General features: G+C 41.9%; 20 protein-coding genes. 12 read left to right on the top strand and 8 right to left on the bottom strand.

Annotation, left to right across the window (positions count from 1 at the left end):
- Positions 1-63: 63 nt before the first annotated feature.
- The 6 genes from accB to L6773_RS15900 all read left to right on the top strand — a co-directional run bounded on the left by accB (position 64) and on the right by L6773_RS15900 (position 7329).
- Positions 64-552, top strand: a complete 489-nt coding sequence (gene accB, locus L6773_RS15925) for an acetyl-CoA carboxylase biotin carboxyl carrier protein (RefSeq protein WP_237855438.1) — start codon at positions 64-66, stop codon at positions 550-552.
- 8 nt (positions 553-560) lie between these two features.
- The gene (accC, locus tag L6773_RS15920; protein WP_237855437.1) at positions 561-1913 is read left to right on the top strand and encodes an acetyl-CoA carboxylase biotin carboxylase subunit; all 1353 of its coding nucleotides are present in this window, start codon (positions 561-563) and stop codon (positions 1911-1913) included.
- Between the two features lie 10 nt (positions 1914-1923).
- Positions 1924-2304: a glycine cleavage system protein GcvH gene (gene gcvH, locus L6773_RS15915; protein WP_237855436.1), complete on the top strand. Its 381-nt coding sequence runs from the start codon at positions 1924-1926 to the stop codon at positions 2302-2304.
- A 290-nt stretch (positions 2305-2594) separates the two neighbouring features.
- Complete coding sequence (gene guaA / locus L6773_RS15910) at positions 2595-4145, top strand: glutamine-hydrolyzing GMP synthase (RefSeq protein ID WP_237855435.1); 1551 nt, start codon at positions 2595-2597, stop codon at positions 4143-4145.
- A gap of 58 nt (positions 4146-4203) precedes the next feature.
- A complete protein-coding gene (locus L6773_RS15905; protein WP_237855434.1) occupies positions 4204-5895 on the top strand; it encodes an ABC transporter substrate-binding protein in 1692 nt (563 codons plus the stop codon).
- Positions 5896-6042: 147 nt separating this feature from the next.
- Positions 6043-7329, top strand: a complete 1287-nt coding sequence (locus L6773_RS15900; protein WP_237855433.1) for an APC family permease — start codon at positions 6043-6045, stop codon at positions 7327-7329.
- A 115-nt stretch (positions 7330-7444) separates the two neighbouring features.
- On the opposite strand, the gene mltG is transcribed toward L6773_RS15900, so the two are convergent.
- The 7 genes from mltG to L6773_RS15865 all read right to left on the bottom strand — a co-directional run bounded on the left by mltG (position 7445) and on the right by L6773_RS15865 (position 14644).
- Positions 7445-8506, bottom strand: a complete 1062-nt coding sequence (mltG, locus tag L6773_RS15895) for an endolytic transglycosylase MltG (RefSeq protein WP_237855432.1) — start codon at positions 8504-8506, stop codon at positions 7445-7447.
- A 269-nt stretch (positions 8507-8775) separates the two neighbouring features.
- The gene (locus tag L6773_RS15890) at positions 8776-10146 is read right to left on the bottom strand and encodes a BamA/TamA family outer membrane protein (protein ID WP_237855431.1); all 1371 of its coding nucleotides are present in this window, start codon (positions 10144-10146) and stop codon (positions 8776-8778) included.
- Between the two features lie 66 nt (positions 10147-10212).
- Complete coding sequence (locus L6773_RS15885) at positions 10213-12240, bottom strand: SpoIIE family protein phosphatase (protein ID WP_237855430.1); 2028 nt, start codon at positions 12238-12240, stop codon at positions 10213-10215.
- Positions 12241-12302: 62 nt separating this feature from the next.
- Positions 12303-13316: a DUF4097 family beta strand repeat-containing protein gene (locus L6773_RS15880; RefSeq protein WP_237855429.1), complete on the bottom strand. Its 1014-nt coding sequence runs from the start codon at positions 13314-13316 to the stop codon at positions 12303-12305.
- Positions 13317-13426: 110 nt separating this feature from the next.
- The gene (locus L6773_RS15875) at positions 13427-13978 is read right to left on the bottom strand and encodes an HD domain-containing protein (RefSeq protein WP_237855428.1); all 552 of its coding nucleotides are present in this window, start codon (positions 13976-13978) and stop codon (positions 13427-13429) included.
- A gap of 8 nt (positions 13979-13986) precedes the next feature.
- Positions 13987-14334 carry a TM2 domain-containing protein gene (locus L6773_RS15870; protein WP_237855427.1) on the bottom strand — a complete coding sequence of 116 codons (348 nt, stop codon included), beginning with the start codon at positions 14332-14334 and terminating at the stop codon, positions 13987-13989.
- Complete coding sequence (locus L6773_RS15865) at positions 14318-14644, bottom strand: DUF2752 domain-containing protein (protein ID WP_237855426.1); 327 nt, start codon at positions 14642-14644, stop codon at positions 14318-14320. The genes L6773_RS15870 and L6773_RS15865 overlap by 17 nt, the downstream gene beginning before the upstream one ends.
- Before the next feature lie 47 nt (positions 14645-14691).
- Here L6773_RS15865 and L6773_RS15860 point away from each other — a divergent pair, with 47 nt between their 5' ends.
- The 5 genes from L6773_RS15860 to L6773_RS15840 all read left to right on the top strand — a co-directional run bounded on the left by L6773_RS15860 (position 14692) and on the right by L6773_RS15840 (position 19071).
- Entirely contained in the window at positions 14692-16728 is a 2037-nt protein-coding gene (locus L6773_RS15860; protein WP_237855425.1) for a TonB-dependent receptor family protein, read from the top strand.
- Positions 16729-17005: 277 nt separating this feature from the next.
- On the top strand, positions 17006-17218 hold the full coding sequence (locus L6773_RS15855; protein ID WP_237855424.1) for a cold-shock protein: 213 nt from the start codon (positions 17006-17008) through the stop codon (positions 17216-17218).
- A 39-nt stretch (positions 17219-17257) separates the two neighbouring features.
- Positions 17258-17581 (top strand): hypothetical protein, encoded by a 324-nt coding sequence (locus tag L6773_RS15850; protein WP_237855423.1) that lies wholly within the window; start codon positions 17258-17260, stop codon positions 17579-17581.
- A gap of 188 nt (positions 17582-17769) precedes the next feature.
- Positions 17770-18348 carry a peptide-methionine (R)-S-oxide reductase MsrB gene (msrB, locus tag L6773_RS15845; protein ID WP_237855422.1) on the top strand — a complete coding sequence of 193 codons (579 nt, stop codon included), beginning with the start codon at positions 17770-17772 and terminating at the stop codon, positions 18346-18348.
- Between the two features lie 168 nt (positions 18349-18516).
- On the top strand, positions 18517-19071 hold the full coding sequence (locus L6773_RS15840; protein WP_237855421.1) for a PH domain-containing protein: 555 nt from the start codon (positions 18517-18519) through the stop codon (positions 19069-19071).
- A gap of 85 nt (positions 19072-19156) precedes the next feature.
- On the opposite strand, the gene L6773_RS15835 is transcribed toward L6773_RS15840, so the two are convergent.
- The gene (locus tag L6773_RS15835; RefSeq protein WP_237855420.1) at positions 19157-20665 is read right to left on the bottom strand and encodes a sodium-dependent transporter; all 1509 of its coding nucleotides are present in this window, start codon (positions 20663-20665) and stop codon (positions 19157-19159) included.
- 272 nt (positions 20666-20937) lie between these two features.
- Here L6773_RS15835 and L6773_RS15830 point away from each other — a divergent pair, with 272 nt between their 5' ends.
- A complete protein-coding gene (locus L6773_RS15830) occupies positions 20938-23973 on the top strand; it encodes a protein O-mannosyl-transferase family (protein WP_237855419.1) in 3036 nt (1011 codons plus the stop codon).
- Positions 23974-24007 lie beyond the last annotated feature (34 nt).

Here is a 24007-nt window from a genome sequence, read left to right as displayed (position 1 = left end):
TTAATGAGGGGCCTGTTCGAACTTATAAGACCTCAAAAATAAATTTAAACCTAACTTAGAGTAATGGATTTAAAACTTGTAAAAAAACTGCTTGATCTGATCTCTGAAAGTGAAGTCGATGAAGTTTCTATTGAGGAGGGTGATTTTAAAATTAAAGTAAAAAAAACCTCAGAACTCTCTTCACAACCGGCTGTTCAATACCAAATTCCACAACAGCCACATGCACCACAGCAACCTTCTCAGCCACAACAACCAACGGCTTCGGTTGAATCGGGGGAAACGGACACTGAAGAATCTGAATCAAAGCCTGACGGTGAAGTTGTAAAATCACCTATTGTAGGTACTTTTTATGAAGCCTCCTCGCCAGATTCCGATCCATTCGTTACCGTTGGAGATCACATCTCTGCCGGAGATACACTTTGTATCGTTGAAGCGATGAAAATTATGAATGAAATTGAAGCAGAATTTTCAGGAACTGTCCAAAAAATTTTGGTCGATGATGCTTCTCCGGTTGAGTTTGACCAACCTTTATTTGTCATTAAAAAAGATTAGATCCCTGTATGTTTAACAAGATACTGATTGCCAACCGGGGTGAAATTGCGCTCAGAGTTATTCGTACATGTAAGGAGATGGGTATTAAATCTGTTGCTGTTTATTCTACCGCCGATGAAAACAGCCTCCATGTGAAATTTGCTGATGAAGCAGTTTGCATTGGCCCGCCATCCAGTAAAGAAAGCTATCTCAAAATTCCTTCCATCCTTGCGGCAGCCGAAATTACCAATGCCGAAGCGATCCATCCCGGCTACGGATTTTTATCAGAAAATGCTGAATTCAGCCGAATTTGTGGCGAGCATGATATTAAATTTATTGGCCCTTCTCCTGATATGATCAGCACCATGGGAGATAAAGCTACGGCAAAAGCAACCATGACGAAAAATAATGTCCCGGTTGTTCCCGGTTCTGAAGGCATTGTAAAAACCCTGGAAGATGCAGAAAAATATGCCCAAGAGATCGATTTCCCCCTGATTATAAAAGCAACAGCCGGGGGTGGCGGACGCGGAATGCGAGTCGTTCATAAACAGGAGAATTTTAAAAATGCATTTAATACCTGCCGAAATGAGGCGGAAGCTGCCTTTGGTAATGCCGAAGTTTATATCGAGAAATTTATCGAAGATCCGCGCCATATTGAGATCCAAATTTTAGGCGATCAGCATGGTAATGTCATTCATCTTGGTGAGCGTGAATGTTCTCTTCAAAGACGACATCAAAAAATATTGGAAGAAGCACCCTCCCCCGTTATGACACCCGAGGTTCGAAAGAAAATGGGAGAAGCGGCCGTAAACGCCGGGAAAGCTATTAATTATGAAGGTGCCGGAACTGTTGAATTTATTGTAGATAAAGATCTCAATTTCTACTTCATGGAGATGAATACCCGCATCCAGGTGGAACATCCCGTTACCGAAGAGATCTATTTCACGGATTTAGTAGAGCAACAAATTTTAGCAGCGGCCGGTGAGAAACTGGATACAAAATCGTTTAACTTTCGGGGACACGCCATTGAGTGTCGAATTAACGCTGAAGACCCCGAGCATAACTTTCGGCCAACAGCCGGAACCATCACAACGTTTAATATCCCCGGAGGCCGAAGTGTACGGGTGGATACGCATGCTTATGCTGGCTATAAGGTGCCGCCTCATTACGATTCTATGATCGCCAAACTGATAGTAAGTGCCTCTAACCGCGAGGAAGCGATCAAACGTATGAAGCGAGCACTGGAAGAGTTTGTTATCGAAGGAATTAAAACGACAATTCCTTATCACTTGCAACTGATGGAAGATCCCAATTTTATCTCGGGTGATTTCAACACACAATACCTCGAAAAATCCTTTAAATTTAATCCTGACAAAAACTAATACAACAACTATGAAATTTCCTGAAGATCTGAAATACACCAAAGAGCATGAATGGGTTCGTGATAACGGAGACGGTACGGCAACCGTTGGAATTACCGACTTTGCACAAGGTGAGTTGGGAGATATTGTTTTTGTTGAGTTGGAACCGGAAGGATCTGAATTCGACCAGGATGAGGTATTTGGAACCGTTGAGGCTGTAAAAACTGTCTCTGAACTCTTTTGCCCGATCGCCGGCGAAATTACTGAAATTAACGAAGTTTTAGAGGATGAACCAGAACTGGTAAACACAGATCCGTATGGCAAAGGATGGATGGTAAAAATAAAAATGGGCGATGGATCTGACCTGGATTCTCTGCTTTCGGTTGAGGACTATAAAGAAATTGTAGAGTAGTGGTACGCCGGACAGCCTGTCCGGCTCCTCAATCCGTAAAACAGTCTGGATATTGCAGAAGTAGTTTTTATCCAACATATAATAGACTGTACTGAAACAGGGTTTTGAGATATCGGTCAGGCTTCCGATTTACATAAGATTGGAAACCCAGATCTTTTTATATTCCCTCTTCAATTTTAAAAACCCACGAAGTTTCTTGGTAAAAAGTTCCTGATCTCAAACGTAGAGATGGATTTCGTTTAAATAGAAACTTCGTGGGTTTTATATAATTTCTAACACAGATTTTTCATATGCATACTCATCATGATGAGTGGATACTCATCCTTGATTTTGGATCTCAATACACACAGCTTATTGCAAGACGTATTCGTGAACTGAATGTGTACTGCGAAATTCATCCCTTCAACACCCCGCCCGAACAATTTAGTGATCACCCTCCCAATGGAATTATTCTTTCCGGAGGCCCCAAAAGTGTTTATGATAAAGAAGCTCCGGTACTGAATCTTGACTATTTCAACTTTGATAAACCTGTTTTAGGTGTCTGCTATGGATTACAATCGCTGGCGCATACATTGGTTCCCGGGAGTGTTGAAAAAGCGGAAAAAAGAGAATTCGGACGCGCTAAACTCATTGTAGATGATGATTCCGGCCTGTTAAAAAATGTACAAAACGGATCAGTTGTATGGATGAGTCATGGCGATCACATTCACGATCTGCCTGAACAGTATAAAGTGATCGCACACACTTCGAATGCCCCTGTTGCTGCGGTTCGCCACAGAGAGAAACATATTTATGGAGTTCAGTTTCATCCCGAAGTGGTTCATACCGAAAAGGGGAAAGAAATCCTGCATAATTTTGTAATTAACATCTCAAACTGCGAAGGAGATTGGACCGCATCTTCGTTTATAGAAACCGAAATTCAAAGTATTCGGGAACAGGTAGGCGACAGAAAAGTGCTATGCGGACTCTCCGGTGGCGTTGATTCAACTGTGGTTGCCACGCTAATTCACAAAGCCATTGGCGATCAGCTGCTCTGCATATTTGTGGATAACGGACTTCTGAGAAAAAATGAGTTTAATGAAGTCCTGGACACCTACAAAGAACATCTGCATCTGCCCGTAAAAGGTGTTGATGCATCTGGTAAATTCCTTAATAATCTTGAAGGAATTTCAGACCCTGAAGAGAAACGAGTGATTATCGGAAACACCTTCATAGAAGTTTTTGATGAAGCAATTGCCGAGGAGAACGATTTCAAATATCTCGCACAGGGAACTCTCTATCCCGATGTGATTGAAAGCGTCTCCTTCAAAGGGCCTTCAGCTACTATTAAATCACATCACAATGTAGGCGGATTGCCGGAAAAGATGAATCTCGACCTGATTGAACCGGTTCGTGAGCTTTTTAAAGATGAAGTTCGCGGTGTTGGAAGAGAACTTGGAATCCCTGAATCTTTTATCGGACGCCACCCTTTCCCGGGTCCGGGACTGGGAATTCGGGTTTTAGGTGAACTCTCTAAAGAAAAGCTGGATCTGCTCAGGGAAGCTGACTCCATTTTTATACAGGGACTTCGAGAGTACGGTTTATATGATAATGTTTGGCAGGCTCTGGCAGTTTTACTTCCCGTTCAATCAGTCGGGGTCATGGGCGATGAAAGAACCTATGAGTACACAGTCGCACTGCGAGCCGTTACCAGCGTTGATGGAATGACAGCCGACTGGGCCCGATTGCCGTACGAATTCCTCTCAGAAGTAAGCAATAGAATTATTAACGAAGTGCGCGGGGTGAACCGGGTTGTTTATGATGTTAGCTCGAAACCACCAGCCACAATCGAGTGGGAATAAGCGGAACAAAGCCTTTGAGAATTGATATATGAACATGCAAAATGGACACAATCTGTTTATGAAAGCATTTCTGACATTACTCCTACTTTTTACATTCATTCATGCTCAAACATCTGCTCAATCCTTCTCTGAAGCGATGGAGATGTATCAGGATGAAAATTATCAGCAGGCAGCAGAGCTTTTTCTGAATTCTGATGACGATCGCTCACAACTATTCGCAGGAAAGAGTTTCCTGGCTTTAACGGATTACTCTACTGCTATCAATCACCTGCGGAATGCATCACAAAGCACGCAAGAGAATATTCGCCAAGAGGCACTTTACTCCCTGGCAATTGCACATTTTATCCTGAAAAATTACGATGTTAGTCTTGAGCATCTATATGAATTGGCCTCCGGTGATAACCGAACAGGATTAAGATCTGATGCTCAGCGGTTTTATAATCAAATATTGAACTACCTGAGTATTCAAGATCGGTATGAAACACTTTACAAATTACAATCACCCGTCATTCAATTCGACCTTGTTCGAAGTTCAAAGCCTTTTATGGATGCAGAAGCCTTCCGGGTTTTAGTTAATGAACTTGTAAAAACTACCGGTGAAGCTTTCAGCAGGCAGGAAATTGAACGGGAACTCCTGGTTAATCTGCGATCTCAAACTAACCGCATTGAATATCCGGCACCTCCAGAAGGGATGGTGTATAACATCGGTGTCATTCTTCCAACTTTTGACGAAAACGATCCTGATTTTACGATCCCGAGAAACTTGTACTACGGTATGGTCTTGGCGGCGGATGACTTCAACGAACGGAACCGGAATCAGAAAGTAAATTTAATTTTCAGAAACTCTGCAGAAAATGCGGATACTACCGCCGCTGTTTTTTCTGAATTGGCATGGACAAAGAAAATAGATGCCGTTATTGGTCCCCTGTTCTCAGAACCGGCGTCAAGACTGGCTCAACTTTCTGAAGAGTACCAAATCCCCATGCTGGCTCCTCTTGCCAACTCAGACAGCCTGAACCTGGACTACAATTACACCTTTCAGATGAATCCTACATTCGAAATGCACGGGAAAAAAATGGCTCAGTTTGCCGTGCAGGAGTTACGGATGGATACACTTGGCATTATTACGGAAGAGGGTTCCCTGGGACGAAATTCCGCCCTTGCTTTTCGTCACGAAGCTGAAAGACTCGGGGCAACCATCTCCTACTATATTGAGCAGGATTTTGCAGCAACCGGGTATGATTTTAGCGAGGTTACTGATGTTTTTACATCCGATCCGGCTTTGATCGATTCCCTGAATATCCGCCAATCTGATGCTGTATTCGCACCGTTCACCGGGCAGGCGTCTACCACTATGATGAACTTGCTGATGAATAACCTGGAGGCAATGGATAGCAATGTAACTGTCCTTGGAACGGAACAATGGGAATTCGCCCCGTTAACCGATTACCAAAAACGATTCTTTGATGTTTACTACACACAATCAATGGTTCAAAATCCCGATTCGTCATCAGCTAATTTCTTTACAGATGATTATGAAACGCGATTTGGGACTGAACCCGATCGCTTTTCCCGTATTGGTTACGACACGGCTAACTACCTTTTTCGAAGCCTCGAAACGGCCGGAAATCCTGATTACCTTAGTCGGGCAATCCGAAATGGGTCTATCTTTAACGGGTTAGCCTATCGCATTTTCTTTGATGGGGAAAGAGTCAATCAGCATCTGTTTATTCGATCTTTTTCCGAGTAGAGTTTGTAGATAGCTTCCAAAGCTAAATAGAAAGGTCTGGTAAATTAAAACCAAACCCTCCAGTAAAACTTCGGTTTTTTTGCCAATTCTATATTCAAAAAATCATCCTCAAAAAGTGACTCATTATTCCCCGAAGATTAAAATAATATGACGAAGGAACTGAAGAGAGCCATTAAAACCCCCGGTGCCATACTAATGGGAATGGGATCAATTGTTGGCACGGGTATTTTTGTAAGTATCGCCATTGCAACCCAGGTATCGGGCAATGGAATTATTATTGCTGTAGTTATAGCAGCTCTGCTCGCAACATTTAACGGTCTGAGCAGCGCCCAGCTCGCTGCTGCTCATCCGGTGAGTGGTGGCACATACGAATATGGAAATCGATTTATCAACTCCTACTTTGGTTTTACAGCCGGTTGGATGTTTCTGGTTGCCAAGTCAGCTTCAGCTGCCACGGCGGTTTTGGGCTGTGTGGGATACCTTTTTTACGCTTTTGATATTGATGCCTCAAATTGGGGCATTGTAGCAGCAAGTCTTGTTTTACTCCTGGTAGTAACATACCTGGTATCCGGGGGAATCAGCAGAAGTAATACCGCGAATAAATATATTGTATCAGTCACAATTATTGGTCTGGCCTCACTTGTTGGTGCAGGTTTATTTTTCAATGGGTTACCCACTCAGCCAATTACCGATGCATTTACTGATATTTCAACTTCATCGGTTCTATACGCATCCGCACTGATGTTTGTAGCCTATACCGGTTATGGACGTATCGCAACACTTGGTGAGGAAGTAGCTGAACCACGTACTACCATTCCAAAAGCTATTATATTAACCATGGTGTACATTGTGATACTGTACCTGGCTGTTTCACTGACTGCACTACAGGCTTTGGGAGCAGATGCTTTTGGTAAAACCGTTGATGGCGAAGCAGCACCGCTCATGGCTGTTGCTCAGGCGTTATCCGTACCGGTAATAGGGCCGGTTATCACCATTGCAGCAATAACAGCTATGCTGGGTGTACTCTTGAATTTAATTCTTGGTTTATCTCGTGTAATGCTCAGTATGGCCCGAAGAAGAGACTTGCCCTGGAGTCTTGCAAGAGTAAATCCGGATACTCAAAGTCCCGCTCCTGCGGTTTGGATGACGGGAATTATTATCGGCTTATTGGTTCTTAGTGGTGATGTAGTATTTACATGGTCTTTCAGTGCATTTACCGTGCTTATCTATTATGCAATTACAAATCTTTCGGCTTTTGTGATGCCTAAAGAATTTCGACTCTATCCACGATGGATACCGGCCCTGGGCTTATTCGGATGTCTTTTCCTGGCTTTCTGGATTGAACCAAAAATTTGGATCAGTGGAGTAGCATTAATTGCAGTCGGCCTTCTTTGGCACGTTATTACTTCAAAACTGAAAAAGGCTGATAGTTAATCTAAGAAGGTCAAAATCTATCTTAAAATCCTCCCCTTTCTTCAATCCACATTCCCTATTTAGTTTATTTCTAAATGTTGAACTGAGCAATTTGTACTATTACAGTCTATGTAATTCAGGTATCAGAGGCCGCTTCCTGCTCCCTCTCTCTTTTGATCCTGTACTGCTCCCTCAACCACCGCCTCCACTCCTCACTGGCTTGTTGATGTTCACTAAAACTCTCAGAAAATCGATGCGTTCCCTCCGGCGTAGCAACCATATACAAATAGTCGTGTTCTTCCGGAAAGAGAATAGCTTGTATAGAGTTCAGATCCGGATTGGTAATAGGACCGGGCGGTAATCCACTGATTTGATATGTGTTATAAGGGTGATCAAACTCGTAATCCTCATACAAAAGTCTTCGGCGTTCACCTAACGCATAAAGTACTGTGGGATCTGCCTGAAGACGCATATTTCGCTCCAACCGATTTAAATATAAGCCACTAATCTTCGGTTTTTCCTCATTAAACCGAGCTTCCCATTCTACGATGGATGCCAGCGTTATAATTTCATCCAGATTTAAAGGATTTTCTTCAATTTCATTTTCATACCGTTCAACGACTGCCCTCTCGAATTCTGAATAAATTCGCCTAACAACCCTTTCCGGCGAGGAGGTCCAGTACATTTCATATGTTTCGGGTAACATTCTTGAAAAAAGCTGCTCTCCGGTTAAACCGAATTCAAGTGCAATCTCGGAACTATCTTGAAATATCTGACGAAATAGCAGACTATCTGACCTGAGCTGCCTGGATAAATTTCTAGACAAGCGATCTGCATCCAATCCAGGTAATATCGTAACAGGTCCCGGATCCTGAATGCCCCGACCAAGTTTGGATAGAAACTCTGAATAAGAATCTTCACTTGACAAAAGATATCTGCCGGATTGATAATTTCTCCATCCTAATGTATTCGCAGCCCAAACCAATTCTTCCTGTCTAAAGTCAATCTCAAGGCCTTTTAGCTCTTCAATTAACCCCTCTACCCGAGTCGTTTCATCGAGAAAAACTTCGAATGAACCCGAAGTAGTGATTATACTTGTACTGTATAATCTTGTGTGCCTGGACAGAAGCGTGCTAATAAATACTGCAACAAGGAGTAAAAACAGTGCAGTTATCTCTTTCTTAGAAAAATGGTGCATATAAGTACTGTTTATGCAGATGAAAAGGCAATAATATAACGTTTATTAAAGATTTTTATGTCAACCAGAGAAGAATTTTATTGTTTATCGAAAGTTAATATTAGATATCTAAGATATCGAAACAATAGAGAAAAGTGAGCGTATAGATTCAAAACCCAATTTTTTTTGATTTTTGGCAACCGAAAGGTGCCAAATGCCCTAAAGAACAGTCTCAGGCTTTGACCGGTCTGAGACTATTTTTTTGGGCTGATAATTGTTTTTGAATTTGACTAAAATGTTGGATTGAATCGAATCCACAAGGTTGGCGATTTATCAAATGTTTTGAGAGGCCAGGCCATCTCAAGACGAAATGCCCCGGATCCAATCCCAAACCCGGCATCATGTTGCATATCAGAAATAGAAAAAGAGTCAAATCCTGTAAATGGTGTGTTTGAGTTAATCAAATCAGGAGTTTGCTGAACCCACCCTGAATCAAGGAATAACAGCAGGTGTAAGTTATAATCAGCGATCCATTCTCCGGAATATCCCGAGGGACTTCCAAACTGAACTTCAAGGTTGCTTAATACCATCTGGTTTCCCTGGAAGATTTTGTAGGGTGAACCTCTGAGAGTCCCAATTCCACCCAGGTAAAAATCCTTAAAATCGGGGACATTACCAGTGATTCCACCAGCCTGCACTCTCCATCGGAAGACGGAACCCGGTTCAAAATTATAATACAACCTGAGCTCAGTAAGATATTTATTAAACCTGTAATTCTCGTCGCTTGCACTGTTTTCAGCCAACTCTGCCTTAATAGATGCCGCCATAGTAAATTTGTTGGCAATCAATACATTTCGGGGATTGATAGAAAGCGACATTCCATAGATATCGAGGTCTATTTCATCGGCATTTGCATCAATTGGAGGATTCGGCATATAGGTGCTTGATTTGCCGAATAGCGAAAATTTTGTATTTCTTTGGAGGGTTGAAAAAGTATCCCTGTTGTATGAAAAGCCAGCTTCCAGCCACCGTTGGGTTCGTACAATTCCATAGAAACCAAATCCTTCCATGTTGTAATAATCAGGAAAATCATATCCGGCAAAAAACGATGTCAGTGATGATTCAACAAGTCCAACGCGTTTATAATCTTCAGTGGCCGTAGCGTTATGAAATTCACCACCCACCAGCATACTCCTGTTCTCTCCAATCACTTTTTCAAGGCCAATTGCGTACTCCCAATCTTTAGAAGCTGTTCCCCAACCGATCAGTCCGTGGGGTTGAATTTGCGGAATATCGAGAAATGAACCATACCGATGCCACTGCATCCGTTCTTTTCGATACCCGATAAATAAGCCATTTACCCTGTTAAAGTGAACTGTAGGAAGATTTGGATACAAACTGTAAAGATCACTGCTGAAATAGGGGCCGGCTTCAATACTTCCGCCAAGATCTACACCGGTTCGTGAAAGTTGCTGAACGGCGGAGTCCATATTATCTTTGCTACTATTTTCTTTCGTAGAATCCTCTCGGCCAAATAACTCATCCAGAGATTTACTAAAAATAGGATCTCTCTCAAAAGGATCATCCTGATTCTGGCTTTGAGCATATATTCCAGCGGGAACAACCAGGAAAGCGATAAAAATTATTAGATATTTATTCATTCTATTCAATTTTTATTCACTACGATCTGTTACTGTTTGTGTTACACTCAGATCAACTAAAAACTTTTAGTTTTGCATCTTTAATACCATAATGGTGATATCATCATGAGGCTCACGGCTACCGGACCAAGTATTCATCAATTGAGTGAGTTGATTTACAATATCATTTGCACTCATCCCCTCAGTGTTCGACAACAAATCTTCCACTTTTTCCAAACCAAGCATTTTTCGTTTGGAATTAAACAGTTCGGTCAGGCCATCGCTCATCATCAAGAGAACATCGCCGGTTTTCATTGTTAGCTTTTTATTTTCGTATGGATACTGCACTTTTCCACCAAGTGGTAATCCTTTCAGAGTAATTCTTTCCACACAGTTCGCTTCTTTTTTAAAATGAAGTGCCGGAGGCATTCCCGCGGTGGCGATATCAACTTCACTTCCATTACACCTGGCAAGCATAAGGCCCATATACATCATTCTCATATTCATATTCCGTAAGCCTGATGAGATTCTCTCCAGCATGGTGAGGTTGTTCATCTCATGAACCAGGGTATGAAAATAACTTTTCGCAGCAGCCACCATAATGCCAGCTTTCATTCCATGTCCTGTGGCGTCTCCTAAAGCAAGAACCAATGTTCCATCGGGCGAAACGCTGTAGTCGTAGTAATCACCGCCGACTTCTGTAGCCGTTTCCATGAAAACTGCCATATCGTAACCGGGAAGTGAAGGCATTTTTTTCGGGAGCATGGAAAGCTGCAGGGCACGAGCTTCCTCCAATTCTGTGGTTTTTCGTTCGTTTTCAGCCTCCAGAAGCCGTTTTTCAATTTCACGCTCCTTGTTTATTCGCTCCTGTTCCAAAGATCTTTTTGAAAGATGTTTTACTTCCATCAGCTTCTGTTCAAGCTTTCTCTGAGTAATTGCAAAATCGCGCGACAAGAATACAGACATCGACATGACCAGGAATCCCGACCCGATCATATTTGCCAGTTGCACACTTCCCGATAGTATTTCGAAATTGACCATCACATTGTAAATGAGCGAAAAAACATATACCAACACACCCATTCCCAGTAACCAAACACCACCGCGGTTTCTGTAAAACATCACGATAACGGTTCGAAGTATTTCAGCAACGTAAATCAAAATCGCCAACTCCCTTAACCAGATTGTTTGCGTGGGATAATACCAAATCAACAAACTTATGATAATACCTCCGGCAACCAGGAAATTGGAGTAAAAGGGAGTAATTTTTTTATCGATGCTGTGGGTAAAACGGGTTGCAAAAGTGAGAACCAGCACCTCTGTTACAAAAATAAATCGTAAAAATTGAAGTGTACCGGTGGTATTCTCAAGCAACTCAACTTTGTAAATCAGGTATGAAAGGATCCCCAGGAAGCCTACAAAAATTGCAAAATAGAGGTTCCTTTTTTCGGCCGGGTAAAAAACAAAAAGCAGAAAGTGAATGATACCAAATGCCAATAAGGCTCCAATATAGAATAGATTACGCCCGGTCCACTGAGAAATAAATGAATAGGTATCAGCCTGGTGAGTTTCCCAATCCCCTAAAAGAAATCGAAAGCCGTTGTAGCCCATCATCAACTCCGTTTCAGAGTAATTTGGGTTGATGAAGCGAACAGCCATTGTTTGAATTTCCTGGTCAGAAAATACAAGTGCCAGTGGCCTGTTGCTGTTGTATGAAACCACAGATTCCGGATCGGTGGAAAAATCTCCTAATTCATAGACTTCTTCACCATTCAGATAGATCTCTGATGCACCAAGATGACGTTCAACAATCAGGGCAATTGGTTTGCCTCTCAGGTTTTCATGAACCCGAAATTGTTTTCTAAACCAACCGATACCCGACCAATCCATAAAAGAGAGATCTGCCTGCGATAGATTCGTACTTAAATAATCCCAATCCGAGTCGTCATATTCCGGATCGGCCCAGTCCATGCTGTCGCCAACCCTGAATTTCCACAGGTCTTGAATGTAGATAATCTTGCTCTCATTCAGCATCATGTTTGGGGTTATTTCCTCAACTTCCGGCTCGGGAAATTGAAAAATATCCTCATCCTGGGCAGATACAGAATCACCCATTAAAAGAAATATGCCCCAAAAAATTATATTAATGATTCCCAGCTTATGCACGTTTGAACTCGCTATTGAGATTCAGATACCCGTATTCGTCCCGACATAGTTGAAAGATGAACCGGTAAACCACCTTCTCTTATGACGACATTGAGATCTCGTTGGTTTTGATGCCGTTCCGTTATTGTAGACTCGCTTAACCCCCTTAAGTCGTAGCTCATCGCGCTGCCTTCAATGTTAAATCCGCTTGTTCCCGGAAGAAAAAGTTCGATATCACCGCTTAATGTCTCCAGGTAAATTCCTTTTGATACATCCATAAAATCCGCATAAATATTTCCACTCGTTGTCGCTGAAACCAATGTCCCCGTAATATCTGACGCTGTAATATTCCCTGAAACCGATCGGACACGAACCTCTCCATAATTTGATAAGACATTTACACTACCATTCACTGTTTTAGCGTACACATTGCCCTCTAAACTTGTCAGATCAATATTTCCGGTGGTGGATACAACCCTAATCTCTCCTCTGGTATTATTTACACTGATGTTACCCGTTTGATTTTGGATAAAGTGATGTCCTTCAACATTCTCAAGAATTATATCACCATTAAAAGTACGGAGATTGGTCGTTACTTTTTGAGGTGTTTGTACTAAAAAATGAAATTTAATGTCGCTCCCAGCGGGCACATGACCCGATTTTTTATCCTCAACTGATGCAATGATATGATCGCCCTGCTGCTGTAAAATGATTCGAAAATTATCGAGGCTGGTACGGCCGGACCATAGCGAAAAGCTTCTCTCCAGGAACAGGTCTACCCTTACACCGTTGATATCCGGATTTTGAAACACCTCAACATTTCCTGTGGTTGTATGAACAGTAACTTTTGGAATTCCGCGAACTCTGAAGAATTCGGTTTTATAGGGTTTATCCTGTGTTTTCTCTGATTCTGATGATGTGAAACTGGTTTCTGAAATGATCTTATCGGTACTCTTGTAGGCAACTTGTTGAGCAACAATGTTGGTAAAAATACCTGAGAACAAGAACAGAGCCGTTAAAAAAGATATTGGTTTAAATAATGTCATACAGCAAATGGTAGTGATGTAGCATCCAAATAAATTATCGACACTTGCATAACGAAATCGCTCCGCTATGTATCTTCAATACGCCATCTTTTTGCAGTGAGTTGCACTACCTAATAAGTTTTTGCACGAAAAATCCCGATCAGGAAAAGTATATGATCACTTAATTGTTTTTCAATAAGTTCTGCTGCTTTACGAATGTCTTCACGCGATACATTTGCTGCAAATCGTTTATCCTTCAGCTTCTTTGTAACCGATTTTACTTTCATATCTGAGAATCTGTTTGGCCTCATCAACGCTACAGCATTCATGAATCCAGACAGTTCATCACAAGCAAACAGATAGCGTTCAATTGTAGTTTCAGGATCTTTTCCGGTTCGGCCCGGGGCATGTGCTTCAATAGCTGATAACACGTCTTCAGGATATCCCAAAGGTGGCAAAATATCATTCAGAGCTTTATTGGGATGCTCATCGGGGTATTTTTCCCAGTCCAGATCATGCAATAAGCCGGCTGTCCACCATTTTTCTTTTTCCTGATCCGGCAAACCCAATTCATCTGCATAGCCTTCCATGGCATCTGCTACCATGTGCGAATGGAGTATTAAATTATCTGAATCGATATATTTCTTCAGTAAATCTTCGGATTGTTTGCGTGTTATATCCATTTAACTCATCAGTCGAATTCTCTTAAAAGGTCTTTTGCAATTTTCCGGTTGTATTCAAATGCAAAATTTTTATAGTTGATCATATCTACAATCGTTCCGATAAAACAGAGCCCAACTGTCAGCAGGTAGAGTATTCCCATCCCAATTTGTCCTACGAAAAAACGGTGGATACCGGCTACCCCCGGCACAATTCCCAATACAGCTAATGCCATAAATAAAATCGGATCTTTACGTCGGGAGCGATAAATATTTGAGAACATTTTTGCTTTTTCATCAGGCATATCCTCAATAATACGACCCACATATTCAGATTCATCACCTTCAAGTTCCGGCAGGTATTCAAATATCTTTTTCATGATTTTTTTCTTGATTTATGTTGTGATTTCGGCGAAATATTGCTCCAATTCTTGCGGCAATGACCACTATTGCAAATAATCCAAGCGGATGAGATTGTAAGGAAGCCGCCAACTCCCCTCTTGCAGCGAAAGCTACTGATCTTCCCAAACCACATCCCGGGCAAAAATCAAATCCCATTCGATCAATCGGACATATAGAGGCTACTTGGCTAAAAGGATCCAAAATCGCAACCAAAATTAAACCTGACAACAGAACGACCCATTCGAAATGAAAAAAAAAGTAATATTTGAATGGTTCTCTGCCAGACATGATTATATTTCAGTGTAATTATCTTTGAAAAAAATAACGCAGAATTAATGCACTCTACAATACGAAAAGAGCTTCAAAAAGTTTATTGGATTTTCTTCTTACTTTCATTCATTGCTGTACCAATTTCTCAAGCCCAGGTTATTTCAGGTGATACACTTTCTGTTGAGCTGGATGAGATCCAGGTTGAGGCTACACACTCCTCTATAACCGTTGGTGAAGCACCGATGTCTTTAACATACATGATACGCAATTCTGCGGATCTTGCATCGAAACCATCAGCTACGATGGATGAACTCACCTACACCATGCCGGGGATTTTTATCAGCAATCGTGAAAACTACGCACTGGGTGAGCGACTTACAATCCGGGGTTTAGGGTGGAGAACACAGTTTGGGGTACGCGGCACTCAAGTGATTCTTGATGGAATGCCACTGACTGTTGCTGACGGACAAACAATAATGAATATGATTGACCCTGCCGCAGTAAAGCGCATTGAACTTTTACGCGGGCCGGCTGGTACGTTTTGGGGGAATTCCAGTGGCGGTGTCCTCTATTTGTCAACCGAGCCCCAACCGGATGCCCCCACTCTACAGTACCGTGGTTATGGCGGCTCATTTAGTACGGTCAAACAAGAGCTTGAATTAAACTCATCCATCGGAAGAACCCGTATTTATGGGTATGGAACTTATTTCGAAACCAATGGATATCGTGATCACAGTGCTGCTCGATTATACAGGGGCAGCCTTGGACTGGAACGTCCTGTTTCAGATAATGGAAATTTCAGCGTTCGAGTAGCATACACAGGAATGCCGAAAGCACAACATCCCGGTTCCCTAACAAAAGAAGATTCTCAAGATATTCCCCAAAATGCCACACCAAGTTTTGTAGAGAACAAGGCAGGGAAAACAATCGACCAGGCGATGATTGGAACGTCCTATATCCATCAGTTCAGTTCAGGAATTCTGGATATTTCAGCCCATGGCACATACAGAGATGTTCAGAATCCATTGACATTTGGAGTGATAAATCTTGAGCGGTATGCAGGTGGAGTCCGATCAACCTACCAGTTCAATGAACTGCCATTTGATTTGCAAGTTGGCGGCGAACTAAAAATCCAGGATGATGACCGGCTTGAAACCAATAACGTTAACGGTGAACCCGGTAATGAAATAAGTTTGGAACAACAAGAACAGGTAACAAACCAGGCTCTATTTTCTAGAATTTCCATCCCGATTTCTGACCAATTTTCTGTAAGCGCCGGAGCCCGGGCCGATTGGTTGATGTATAAAACACCAAACTCATTAGACAACGAAGCTGAAGGTTCACGAGATTTCTTCTCCTTTAACCCGAGTTTCGGTTTGTTGTATGATCTGGCCAACTCATCTATCTTTGCAAACTTTAGTACCTCTTTTGAATCACCGACAACTACCGAGTTGGTAAACAGACCTACGGGAGGATCAGGATTTAATCAATCTATTGAACCGGAAAAAACTTTAAGTCTTGAAACGGGGATACGCGGCAGGAATAACAGTTTCAGTTATGATTTTGCAGTTTACGGAATGAAGGTTGAGGATATCCTGGTTCCCATTGAACTCGAAAACGGCCCCGTTTATTTCCAGAACGAAGGGCAAACAAATCATTACGGTATCGAAATTGGACTAGCATATAATACCACTGCCAACATCGATTTTCGACTGATGCTCAATTACCTGCAAGCCAAATTCGATGGCGGCAATTACGATGGAAATGATCTGCCGGGAGTTGCTCCTTTCAGAGCAGGTGCAGCAGTGGATTTCACACCCGGCAATCACCAGTTTAGCCTCGACAGCGAATGGATAAGCAGCTACTACGCCGATAGTGAAAACAGTGCTGAAAATAGTGCCTACGCATTGCTTCATTTTCGTTGGACGGTTCGAGTACCACAACTCTTTGAAGAGGGTACTATTCGCCCATTTATTGCTGTAAATAATCTATTTAACACTCGTTATAATTCATCTGTTTTTGTGAACGCTTTTGGTAACCGGTATTTTGAACCTGGCAGCAGCCGTAATTTCAGAGCGGGCCTACAACTCAGTTTATTTTGATTCATTAATACAGTTATAGACATAAAATGTAAGGCAAACTTTTGAAGGCCGGTTAAACAATAGATCGATCTTTAGCTGAATTTGTATAATTATTTACCTTTTTTAACAGCTCTCTCGCAACATTTTAGACTATTTCTTATTGATTTTTTTGAACTTATAATGATTATTGCTAAAAAGGTTCGAACAAAGTATTTTAGCGAATGATGGTTTTGGTTTTGCTTTGCAAAATGAAGCTGTTATAACTATCAATGGGAACTTAGTTAGATGGGATTTATTTATGGAAAACCGTGAAGTAGGAACTGTTAAATGGTTTCATAATGGTAAAGGGTATGGATTTATTACCCGAGAAGATGGTGAAGATGTATTTGTGCATTATTCAGAGATTCAAAGCGATGGATTTCGAAAGTTGACTGAAGGAGAAAAAGTTGAATTTACGATTGCCGACGGCGAAAAGGGTCTTCAGGCCAAAGAGGTAATTCAACTTCAATAAATCCTTAATATTTGTCAGCTTTTTTCTCTCCTGATTTAGATGCAGTGGTTAAAACATATCACCGTTGATCTGATAACCACTCTCGTAATCGCGATTGTTGTTTTCTTTGATACGACAGTTGTCTTGGAATACGTGCTATACGTATATACTGTTTTGATGGTAATGGCTCGTCTTTTTACGCTTTTCAATCAAAACTTCAGGTCAATCACCAAAAGGAAAACTGAGAGTGCTCCAAACTGGATGTATCACGTTTTGTATTTACTAAATGTAGCTTTCCTGGTTTTTGGGATGTTTTATATAATGGCAGCAGGATGGGTTTTTATTTGGGGTGTGGCATATTATGTACACAACTATTCAGCATAATTCCCGGTTTTATTGACACACCGTTGCCAATCCTAACATCTTTATAACATTTTTATTTAATATGCACGAAATCAATCCGAATGAAGTTAATCCTTCATGGTGTTTGGTGTTAGGACTTTTCAATAAGTCATTCATCATGACCGAATGCAATCATGTATGGATTTGTTGCTAATGAAAACTAAAATGCTATGAAACAACCAATTATTTCGATATCAAGCCTTCTGCTGTCGATACTATTAATTTCCTGTAACTCTTTTGCACAAAACCAGGAAGTGACGGAGGAAGATCATCAACATTTTTTGAACAATATCACATATACTGAAGCTATGAGTGACTCAAAAGACAAAGAAAAAGTAGTTCGAACCGAAGAGGAATGGAAAAACAGACTCTCTTCTGAAGAGTTTAGAATTCTGCGTAAAAAAGGAACAGAAATCCCCTTCATTAACGAATACAACAGTAATGAAGAGACAGGTGTTTATGTATGCAAAGCCTGCGGCCAACCGCTCTACCATTCTGAAACCAAATATAAAAGCGGAACCGGATGGCCGAGTTTCTACAAACCAATCGATGAAGATGCTGTTGAAGAGAAAGAAGATAACAGCTTTTTTATGACACGAACCGAGATCGTTTGCAGCCGGTGTGATTCGCATCTTGGGCATGTGTTTAATGATGGGCCTCAACCAACCGGCCTACGTTATTGCATGAACTCAGCAGCTTTACATTTTGTCCCCAAAGACTCTGAACAAACCGCTGAATCCAGCGAATAGTTATTTCTGATTGTTTGATCTTTGGCGAAAAAATTTTTCGCCCGTTTGTTCCCACATCCATTACCTTCTAAAACGGCAGTTTACTTATCTAAACTGTCGTTTTTTTTATTGGACTTTTCCCCAAGATTCTATTCCTTTCTGAGAGACAAAAAACTTGATTACAAAATTATGCAAGAACAACCTTCAAGTACAAAAGCACAAACCCTTGTCGAAGCCCAATTTAATCCTCGAATTAAAACTTACATCACGGCAATTGTTGTAGGAACTTGTGTTCTCACTGTTTTTGGAATTGTGATTATACCCTTCTGGCTAATTTTTGGCAGATACTATCTCAACAAATATTTCGACAGCTTGTTTTGTGAACTCACTACTCGATCATTGAATTTCAGAAAAGGAGTACTGTTCCAGGTAGAACGGACCATTCCATTGGATAAAATCCAGGACTTGACGTTTCGCGAAGGCCCAATCCTAAGATATTTCGGTTTAAGCACGTTGAAAATTGAAACTGCGGGACAAAGTACTACTGGCGGAACAGATATGTCTTTGATCGGGATTGTGGATTCCAGAGAATTTCGGGAGCAGGTGATCGACCAAAGAGATAAGATTACGGACCTTGGTTCAAAAACCTCTTCTTCAACTCCATCATCTTCCGGTGATGGAGAATCAAAAGAAACTCTTCAAGCCATTCTTGAAACTCTTCAGCGCATTGAGAAGAAGATTTAACTGCTATTTAAGATTATTTGAAGTAAAACAGATGTAGTTTTTTTGATGTTATCCGTTGAAAAAACTTCGCGGATTTTATTGAATCTCAATTCAAAATCGTCTTATCAGCAATCTTCTTATTGTAGACCTTGAACAGAATCATCATCACTCCCCACTGGAGGAATACTGTTGCCACTGAGAAAGGACTGAGCGGATTGTACCAGGTGTCTGGTGCGTAAACGGATGCACTAAGATAGATCCACCAAACCAGCAGGGTCACCACTTCAACCGGAATCACGTATTTGATAATAAGCGACCACCAATAGCCAAGTTTAACCCTGCTTTCATCGGTATTTACCAGTGTTTTCCTGAATTTGTCAGCTCCGAATCGAATCACTGCGAATGAGATGAAGCCCCCGGAGATCATCAGTCCAACTCCCCAAACGAAATCCTGGTTTGCAAGAACATCTACAGAGATAGCGGATGGCATACCGAACAAAAATCCCACAACACAAACACCAATCGTTGCTTTTTTTCGTGTAACACCCATATCTACAAAAACTTTTGTTGCCAGTTCTATCATGGAGATAAGTGAACTGAATGCAGCAAACGTAAGCCCAAGGAAAAAGAGAATGGCAAAAATTCGTCCCCCCGCCATCTCATTAAAAAGCTGAGGCATCCACATAAAGGTGAGTCCCGTTGAAGCCGGGCCTGAAGTCCGCATCACTTCTAGTATCTCTCCATCCGTCATAGATGATCCCAAAGTCCCAAATACAGTTGAAAAGATAATGACTGCGGCCATTAGCGATACCAGGTTATTCCCAATACCGGTTTGAAAGGCACTAATTGTGATATCGTCTCTAGATCTCATATAAGCACCGTAGGTTAAAATCAAACCCCATGCGGCACCCGTATCCCAGGCATTTTGTGTGAGAGCTTCGAGCCATAGGCCGGGCTGTTTTAAAGTTGACCAATCCGGCGTAAAAAGATAGGCGATCCCCGCTCCGCTTCCAGAAAGAGTCAGGGCTTTTATCAGAGAAATAACCAGCACAAGCAGAAGGGATGGAATCAAGATCAAATTGATGCGCTCGATGCTTTTCACGCCTTTCAGAATGATTAAACCTCCCAGGAAAATCATTAATGCATGAAATATGGATGGCAAGGTTGAACTTTGAAATCCCGCCCAGACCATTTCCGCATGATCTAAACTCTCAGGAAGAGCTGAAAAGAGTGACTCAATCAGGTAGTACGCACACCAACCCGCCACTACACTGTAATAGAACATTATGGCTGTAGCCACAAAGCCTATAAAACTTCCCATCCAGGCAGAGTTTTTTCCGACCATTTTTATGTACGACCCGATAACACCCTTTCGTCCATTCCGACCAATTCCATATTCAGCAATAATGAGAGGAATCGACCAGATAAAGAGAAATGTTACCCAGGCAATCAGGAAAGCACCTGCACCGGTTTCACCACCATTTTGAGCTGCAATCCTTGGAAACCGCCAAATGTTACCCGTACCTACAGCGATCCCCAAAACACTGAGAATAAGTCCCCATTTCGTACTAAACCGTTCTTTTGAGTAAGAACCTTGCTTTGTCTTAAGATCCATTATTGTTGATAACTTTCCCGAACACGATTCTGTTGATAACCATTTTTCCAGTCTTTGGCAAGCATTTCATTCGGTCAAATTGGAATTCATTCATCAATGACCCTTTCAATATATTTTCAATTGTGCTTTCAAAGCCTGATTCGGTATCTTTGCCCATTCAATGATGATCTTGAATATCTTAGCAAGATATTTGCAAATAACATGTGGGCTCTTTCGTTAAGGAGTATTCAAAAGTGTAGATTAAAAAACTAAAGTAACTTTAAATCGGATCTATGGATTTATCGTCAATGTTCGCTAATCATCGGAAGCGAAATATTTTCTTTGCTGCTATCAGCTTTTTATATGCTTTTGTAGTCTATTCACTAACAGTAGCGCCTACCACCTCTTTTTGGGATGCTGCCGAGTATATTGCTATTTCGCATACGCTTCAGATTGCCCATCCTCCCGGCTCTCCGTTTTTTGCAATTTTAGGCCGATTGGTTTCAATGTTCATGCCAACAGATTATGTAGCATTAAGCATTAATTTAATAAGTGTTACGGCATCTGCAGTCAGCATTATGTTAATGTACCTAATCATTGTCAGGCTAATTGAAGAATGGCGTGGGCCTGCCGATGAAATGGATTTTATGGACCAGGTGGGATTATATGCAGGCGGATTGTTTGGCGCACTTACTTTTACAGTTACCCATACACAGTGGTTTAACGCTACCGAGGCTGAGATGTATGCCTCCTCAATGTGCCTGACTGCACTCGTTGTCTGGTTGTCGCTGAAATGGTCGGCCAATCATGAGAAGCCCTATGCAGAACGATGGCTCATTGTCATCGCTTACCTTTTTGGAATTGGAATTGGTGTTCACCTGCTGAACCTCCTGGCTCTGTTTTTTGTAGCATTGATCATTTACTTCAAGAAGATTGAATTTTCTATTTCCACTTTCTTGATCATGACCGGAATTTCTATTCTCGGATTTTTTACTGTTTACCCGGTCACTGTTATCTGGATGCCTGATATTGCCGGACAGATTGGATCATATACCTATGGTTTGATTGGCCCGATTACTTTCGTAATTCTCGTGGTTGCAGCTATAGGCTACGGGGTATATTACACTCATAAACACAGCCACAGAATTGCCAATATTGTAATGCTGGCAATCACTATGATTATGATCGGGTATTCCAGTTATGCCCTGATTATCATCCGGTCACAGGCCGAACCTCCCATCGACGAAAATGATCCTTCGACCGTAGAAGATTTTGTGAGCTACCTTAGTCGTGATCAATATGGTCAATCCCCGCTTTTAATGGGTAACACCTATGATAATTCCATTGGAGCTATCGACCGCGATGAAGAGGTTCTCTTTCCACGACGGCATTCTGCACAACCACAACACTTACAGTATTATTCGCAATTCGATTCTGATCTCTCCTACTTCCTGAACTACCAGGTCAACCACATGTATGTACGGTACTTAAATTGGAATTTTATTGGCCGTGAAGCGGATGTTCAGGATGCAGGTTGGTACGCCGGTTTTTCAGACACCAGGCATGCAAACAACCCAGCAAATACCGGTTATTTTTACCTGCCTCTACTTTTCGGGCTTTTTGGATTTCTCTACCATTTCAAGAACGATTGGAAACGTGCATTCTCAATTTTAGCCCTTTTTATACTTACCGGGCTTGCAATCATATTTTATCTTAACCAAACCCCCTTTGAACCGCGCGAGCGGGACTACGCCTACGTGGGATCGTTTTTTGCATTTACGATCTGGATCGGCCTTGGACTGACGGGTATAGTTGAGATCATAAAAGAGGCGACCGGGAAAAGTAAACAGGTTGTATTTGCCTCTCTTACACTCATGTTCTTAGCAGTTCCAGGTTGGATGCTGACGCAAAACTGGCACAGCAACGACCGAAGCGAACGCTATGTAGCCCGTGATTATGCTTATAATTTGCTCAACTCTCTCGAAGAAAATGCCATCGTTTTTACGAACGGGGATAATGATACATTCCCACTTTGGTATATCCAGGAAGTTGAAGGTGTCCGAACCGATGTTAGGGTTGTAAACCTCAGCTTGTTGAATACAGACTGGTATATTAAGCAGCTTCGGGATCGGAAAACGCACGAATCGCTGCCACTCCCGATTACTCTAACCGATGAAGAGATCGACCAGATGACATCTCAGCTCGAGTTGTATGATCCGGAACAGATTTCGATTCCGGTTGAAAAGGATTTCCTGAATTCGGTATTTGAGGCCGATCCCACTCAACTCGAAGATTCTACCAATCAATTTTTCAGGCAAGGAGGTCTCCCAGAGGATGTTGAACTAACTCCAATGCTGTACAATCAACTGCAAATGGCTGAACCTTTTTCCATGCCGGTTGAGGAGCTTGATGAAGAAGTTAGTTGGTACCTCGAGGGACGCTCAGCGGGACTAGATCGCGCCGGAAATGAACGTTTCTACCTTCAAACACAAGATAAAATGATTCTCCACATGTTGAGGAATAACAGGTGGCTGAGACCTGTCTATTTTGCGAACACAGTTTCGAATTCAGGTCAGCTTGGCTTGCAGGATTTTTTCCAGTTTGAAGGAAAGGCATTTCGAGTAGTACCGAAGAAACGAAATAGTGGGCCGTTTGGGTATGTAGATCCAGATGTTCACGCCGAGCGACTTGAAAACTTCAGATTTGAAAACTGGAATTCACCGGATGTCTATTTTGATGAAAATATCCGACGAATGCTTGGTAATTACCGGTATAGTTTCTCACAACTGGCAGATGCCTACATGGAACGCGGTGATTCCACAAGTGCAGCAAAATGGCTGTCCTATGGCGAGGATAATATTCCATTTCGACAGATAGAGCACGACTGGACCGTGGCAACCCTTTATGCATATAAATATATGCGTGCAGGTGAAATCGAACGAGCTAAAGAACTCGGCTCATTTGTAGGCAACCAACTCAAGCGGGAACTTCAATACGATATGGAGGATCTGAATGAACTTGAGAGTCAATTGCAGGAACTTCAGCAAGATATCCAAATGGCACGGTCCCGGGCACAAACCGAGGAAGCTCGTGCATTGCAAAGTCGTCAGCAGCAGCTTTCAAGCAGAAGAGAATCGATTGTCCAGAATATCAGCTTTTCGGTGAGCCGCTTAACGATTTTACAAAATATCTTTTATGAAAATGACGATATCGATGCGGCCGATCAGCTCCGTTTTGAAGTTAATTCAATCACAAACGGCCGCTTGGCTCTGCCTGATTCTGTCGAGGAAAGTCGCCAGCGAATCAGTCAATTCGGGCTCGGCAACTGATATTATTTAATATGATTCTTTCAGATCGTATATT

Origin of the sequence: Rhodohalobacter sulfatireducens, assembly GCF_022012475.1 — a bacterium.
Lineage (GTDB): Bacteria > Bacteroidota > Rhodothermia > Balneolales > Balneolaceae > Rhodohalobacter > Rhodohalobacter sulfatireducens.
This window is presented reverse-complemented; position numbering and strand designations above follow the sequence as displayed.

What these genes read in the sequence shown, in the direction of transcription:
- accB (WP_237855438.1), top strand. Translation starts at nt 64, where the DNA reads ATGGATTTAAAACTTGTAAAAAAACTGCTTGATCTGATCTCTGAAAGT.
- accC (WP_237855437.1), top strand. Translation starts at nt 561, where the DNA reads ATGTTTAACAAGATACTGATTGCCAACCGGGGTGAAATTGCGCTCAGA.
- gcvH (WP_237855436.1), top strand. Translation starts at nt 1,924, where the DNA reads ATGAAATTTCCTGAAGATCTGAAATACACCAAAGAGCATGAATGGGTT.
- guaA (WP_237855435.1), top strand. Translation starts at nt 2,595, where the DNA reads ATGCATACTCATCATGATGAGTGGATACTCATCCTTGATTTTGGATCT.
- L6773_RS15905 (WP_237855434.1), top strand. Translation starts at nt 4,204, where the DNA reads ATGAAAGCATTTCTGACATTACTCCTACTTTTTACATTCATTCATGCT.
- L6773_RS15900 (WP_237855433.1), top strand. Translation starts at nt 6,043, where the DNA reads ATGACGAAGGAACTGAAGAGAGCCATTAAAACCCCCGGTGCCATACTA.
- mltG (WP_237855432.1), bottom strand. Translation starts at nt 8,506, where the DNA reads ATGCACCATTTTTCTAAGAAAGAGATAACTGCACTGTTTTTACTCCTT.
- L6773_RS15890 (WP_237855431.1), bottom strand. Translation starts at nt 10,146, where the DNA reads ATGAATAAATATCTAATAATTTTTATCGCTTTCCTGGTTGTTCCCGCT.
- L6773_RS15885 (WP_237855430.1), bottom strand. Translation starts at nt 12,240, where the DNA reads ATGGGTGATTCTGTATCTGCCCAGGATGAGGATATTTTTCAATTTCCC.
- L6773_RS15880 (WP_237855429.1), bottom strand. Translation starts at nt 13,316, where the DNA reads ATGACATTATTTAAACCAATATCTTTTTTAACGGCTCTGTTCTTGTTC.
- L6773_RS15875 (WP_237855428.1), bottom strand. Translation starts at nt 13,978, where the DNA reads ATGGATATAACACGCAAACAATCCGAAGATTTACTGAAGAAATATATC.
- L6773_RS15870 (WP_237855427.1), bottom strand. Translation starts at nt 14,334, where the DNA reads ATGAAAAAGATATTTGAATACCTGCCGGAACTTGAAGGTGATGAATCT.
- L6773_RS15865 (WP_237855426.1), bottom strand. Translation starts at nt 14,644, where the DNA reads ATGTCTGGCAGAGAACCATTCAAATATTACTTTTTTTTTCATTTCGAA.
- L6773_RS15860 (WP_237855425.1), top strand. Translation starts at nt 14,692, where the DNA reads ATGCACTCTACAATACGAAAAGAGCTTCAAAAAGTTTATTGGATTTTC.
- L6773_RS15855 (WP_237855424.1), top strand. Translation starts at nt 17,006, where the DNA reads ATGGAAAACCGTGAAGTAGGAACTGTTAAATGGTTTCATAATGGTAAA.
- L6773_RS15850 (WP_237855423.1), top strand. Translation starts at nt 17,258, where the DNA reads ATGCAGTGGTTAAAACATATCACCGTTGATCTGATAACCACTCTCGTA.
- msrB (WP_237855422.1), top strand. Translation starts at nt 17,770, where the DNA reads ATGAAACAACCAATTATTTCGATATCAAGCCTTCTGCTGTCGATACTA.
- L6773_RS15840 (WP_237855421.1), top strand. Translation starts at nt 18,517, where the DNA reads ATGCAAGAACAACCTTCAAGTACAAAAGCACAAACCCTTGTCGAAGCC.
- L6773_RS15835 (WP_237855420.1), bottom strand. Translation starts at nt 20,665, where the DNA reads ATGGATCTTAAGACAAAGCAAGGTTCTTACTCAAAAGAACGGTTTAGT.
- L6773_RS15830 (WP_237855419.1), top strand. Translation starts at nt 20,938, where the DNA reads ATGGATTTATCGTCAATGTTCGCTAATCATCGGAAGCGAAATATTTTC.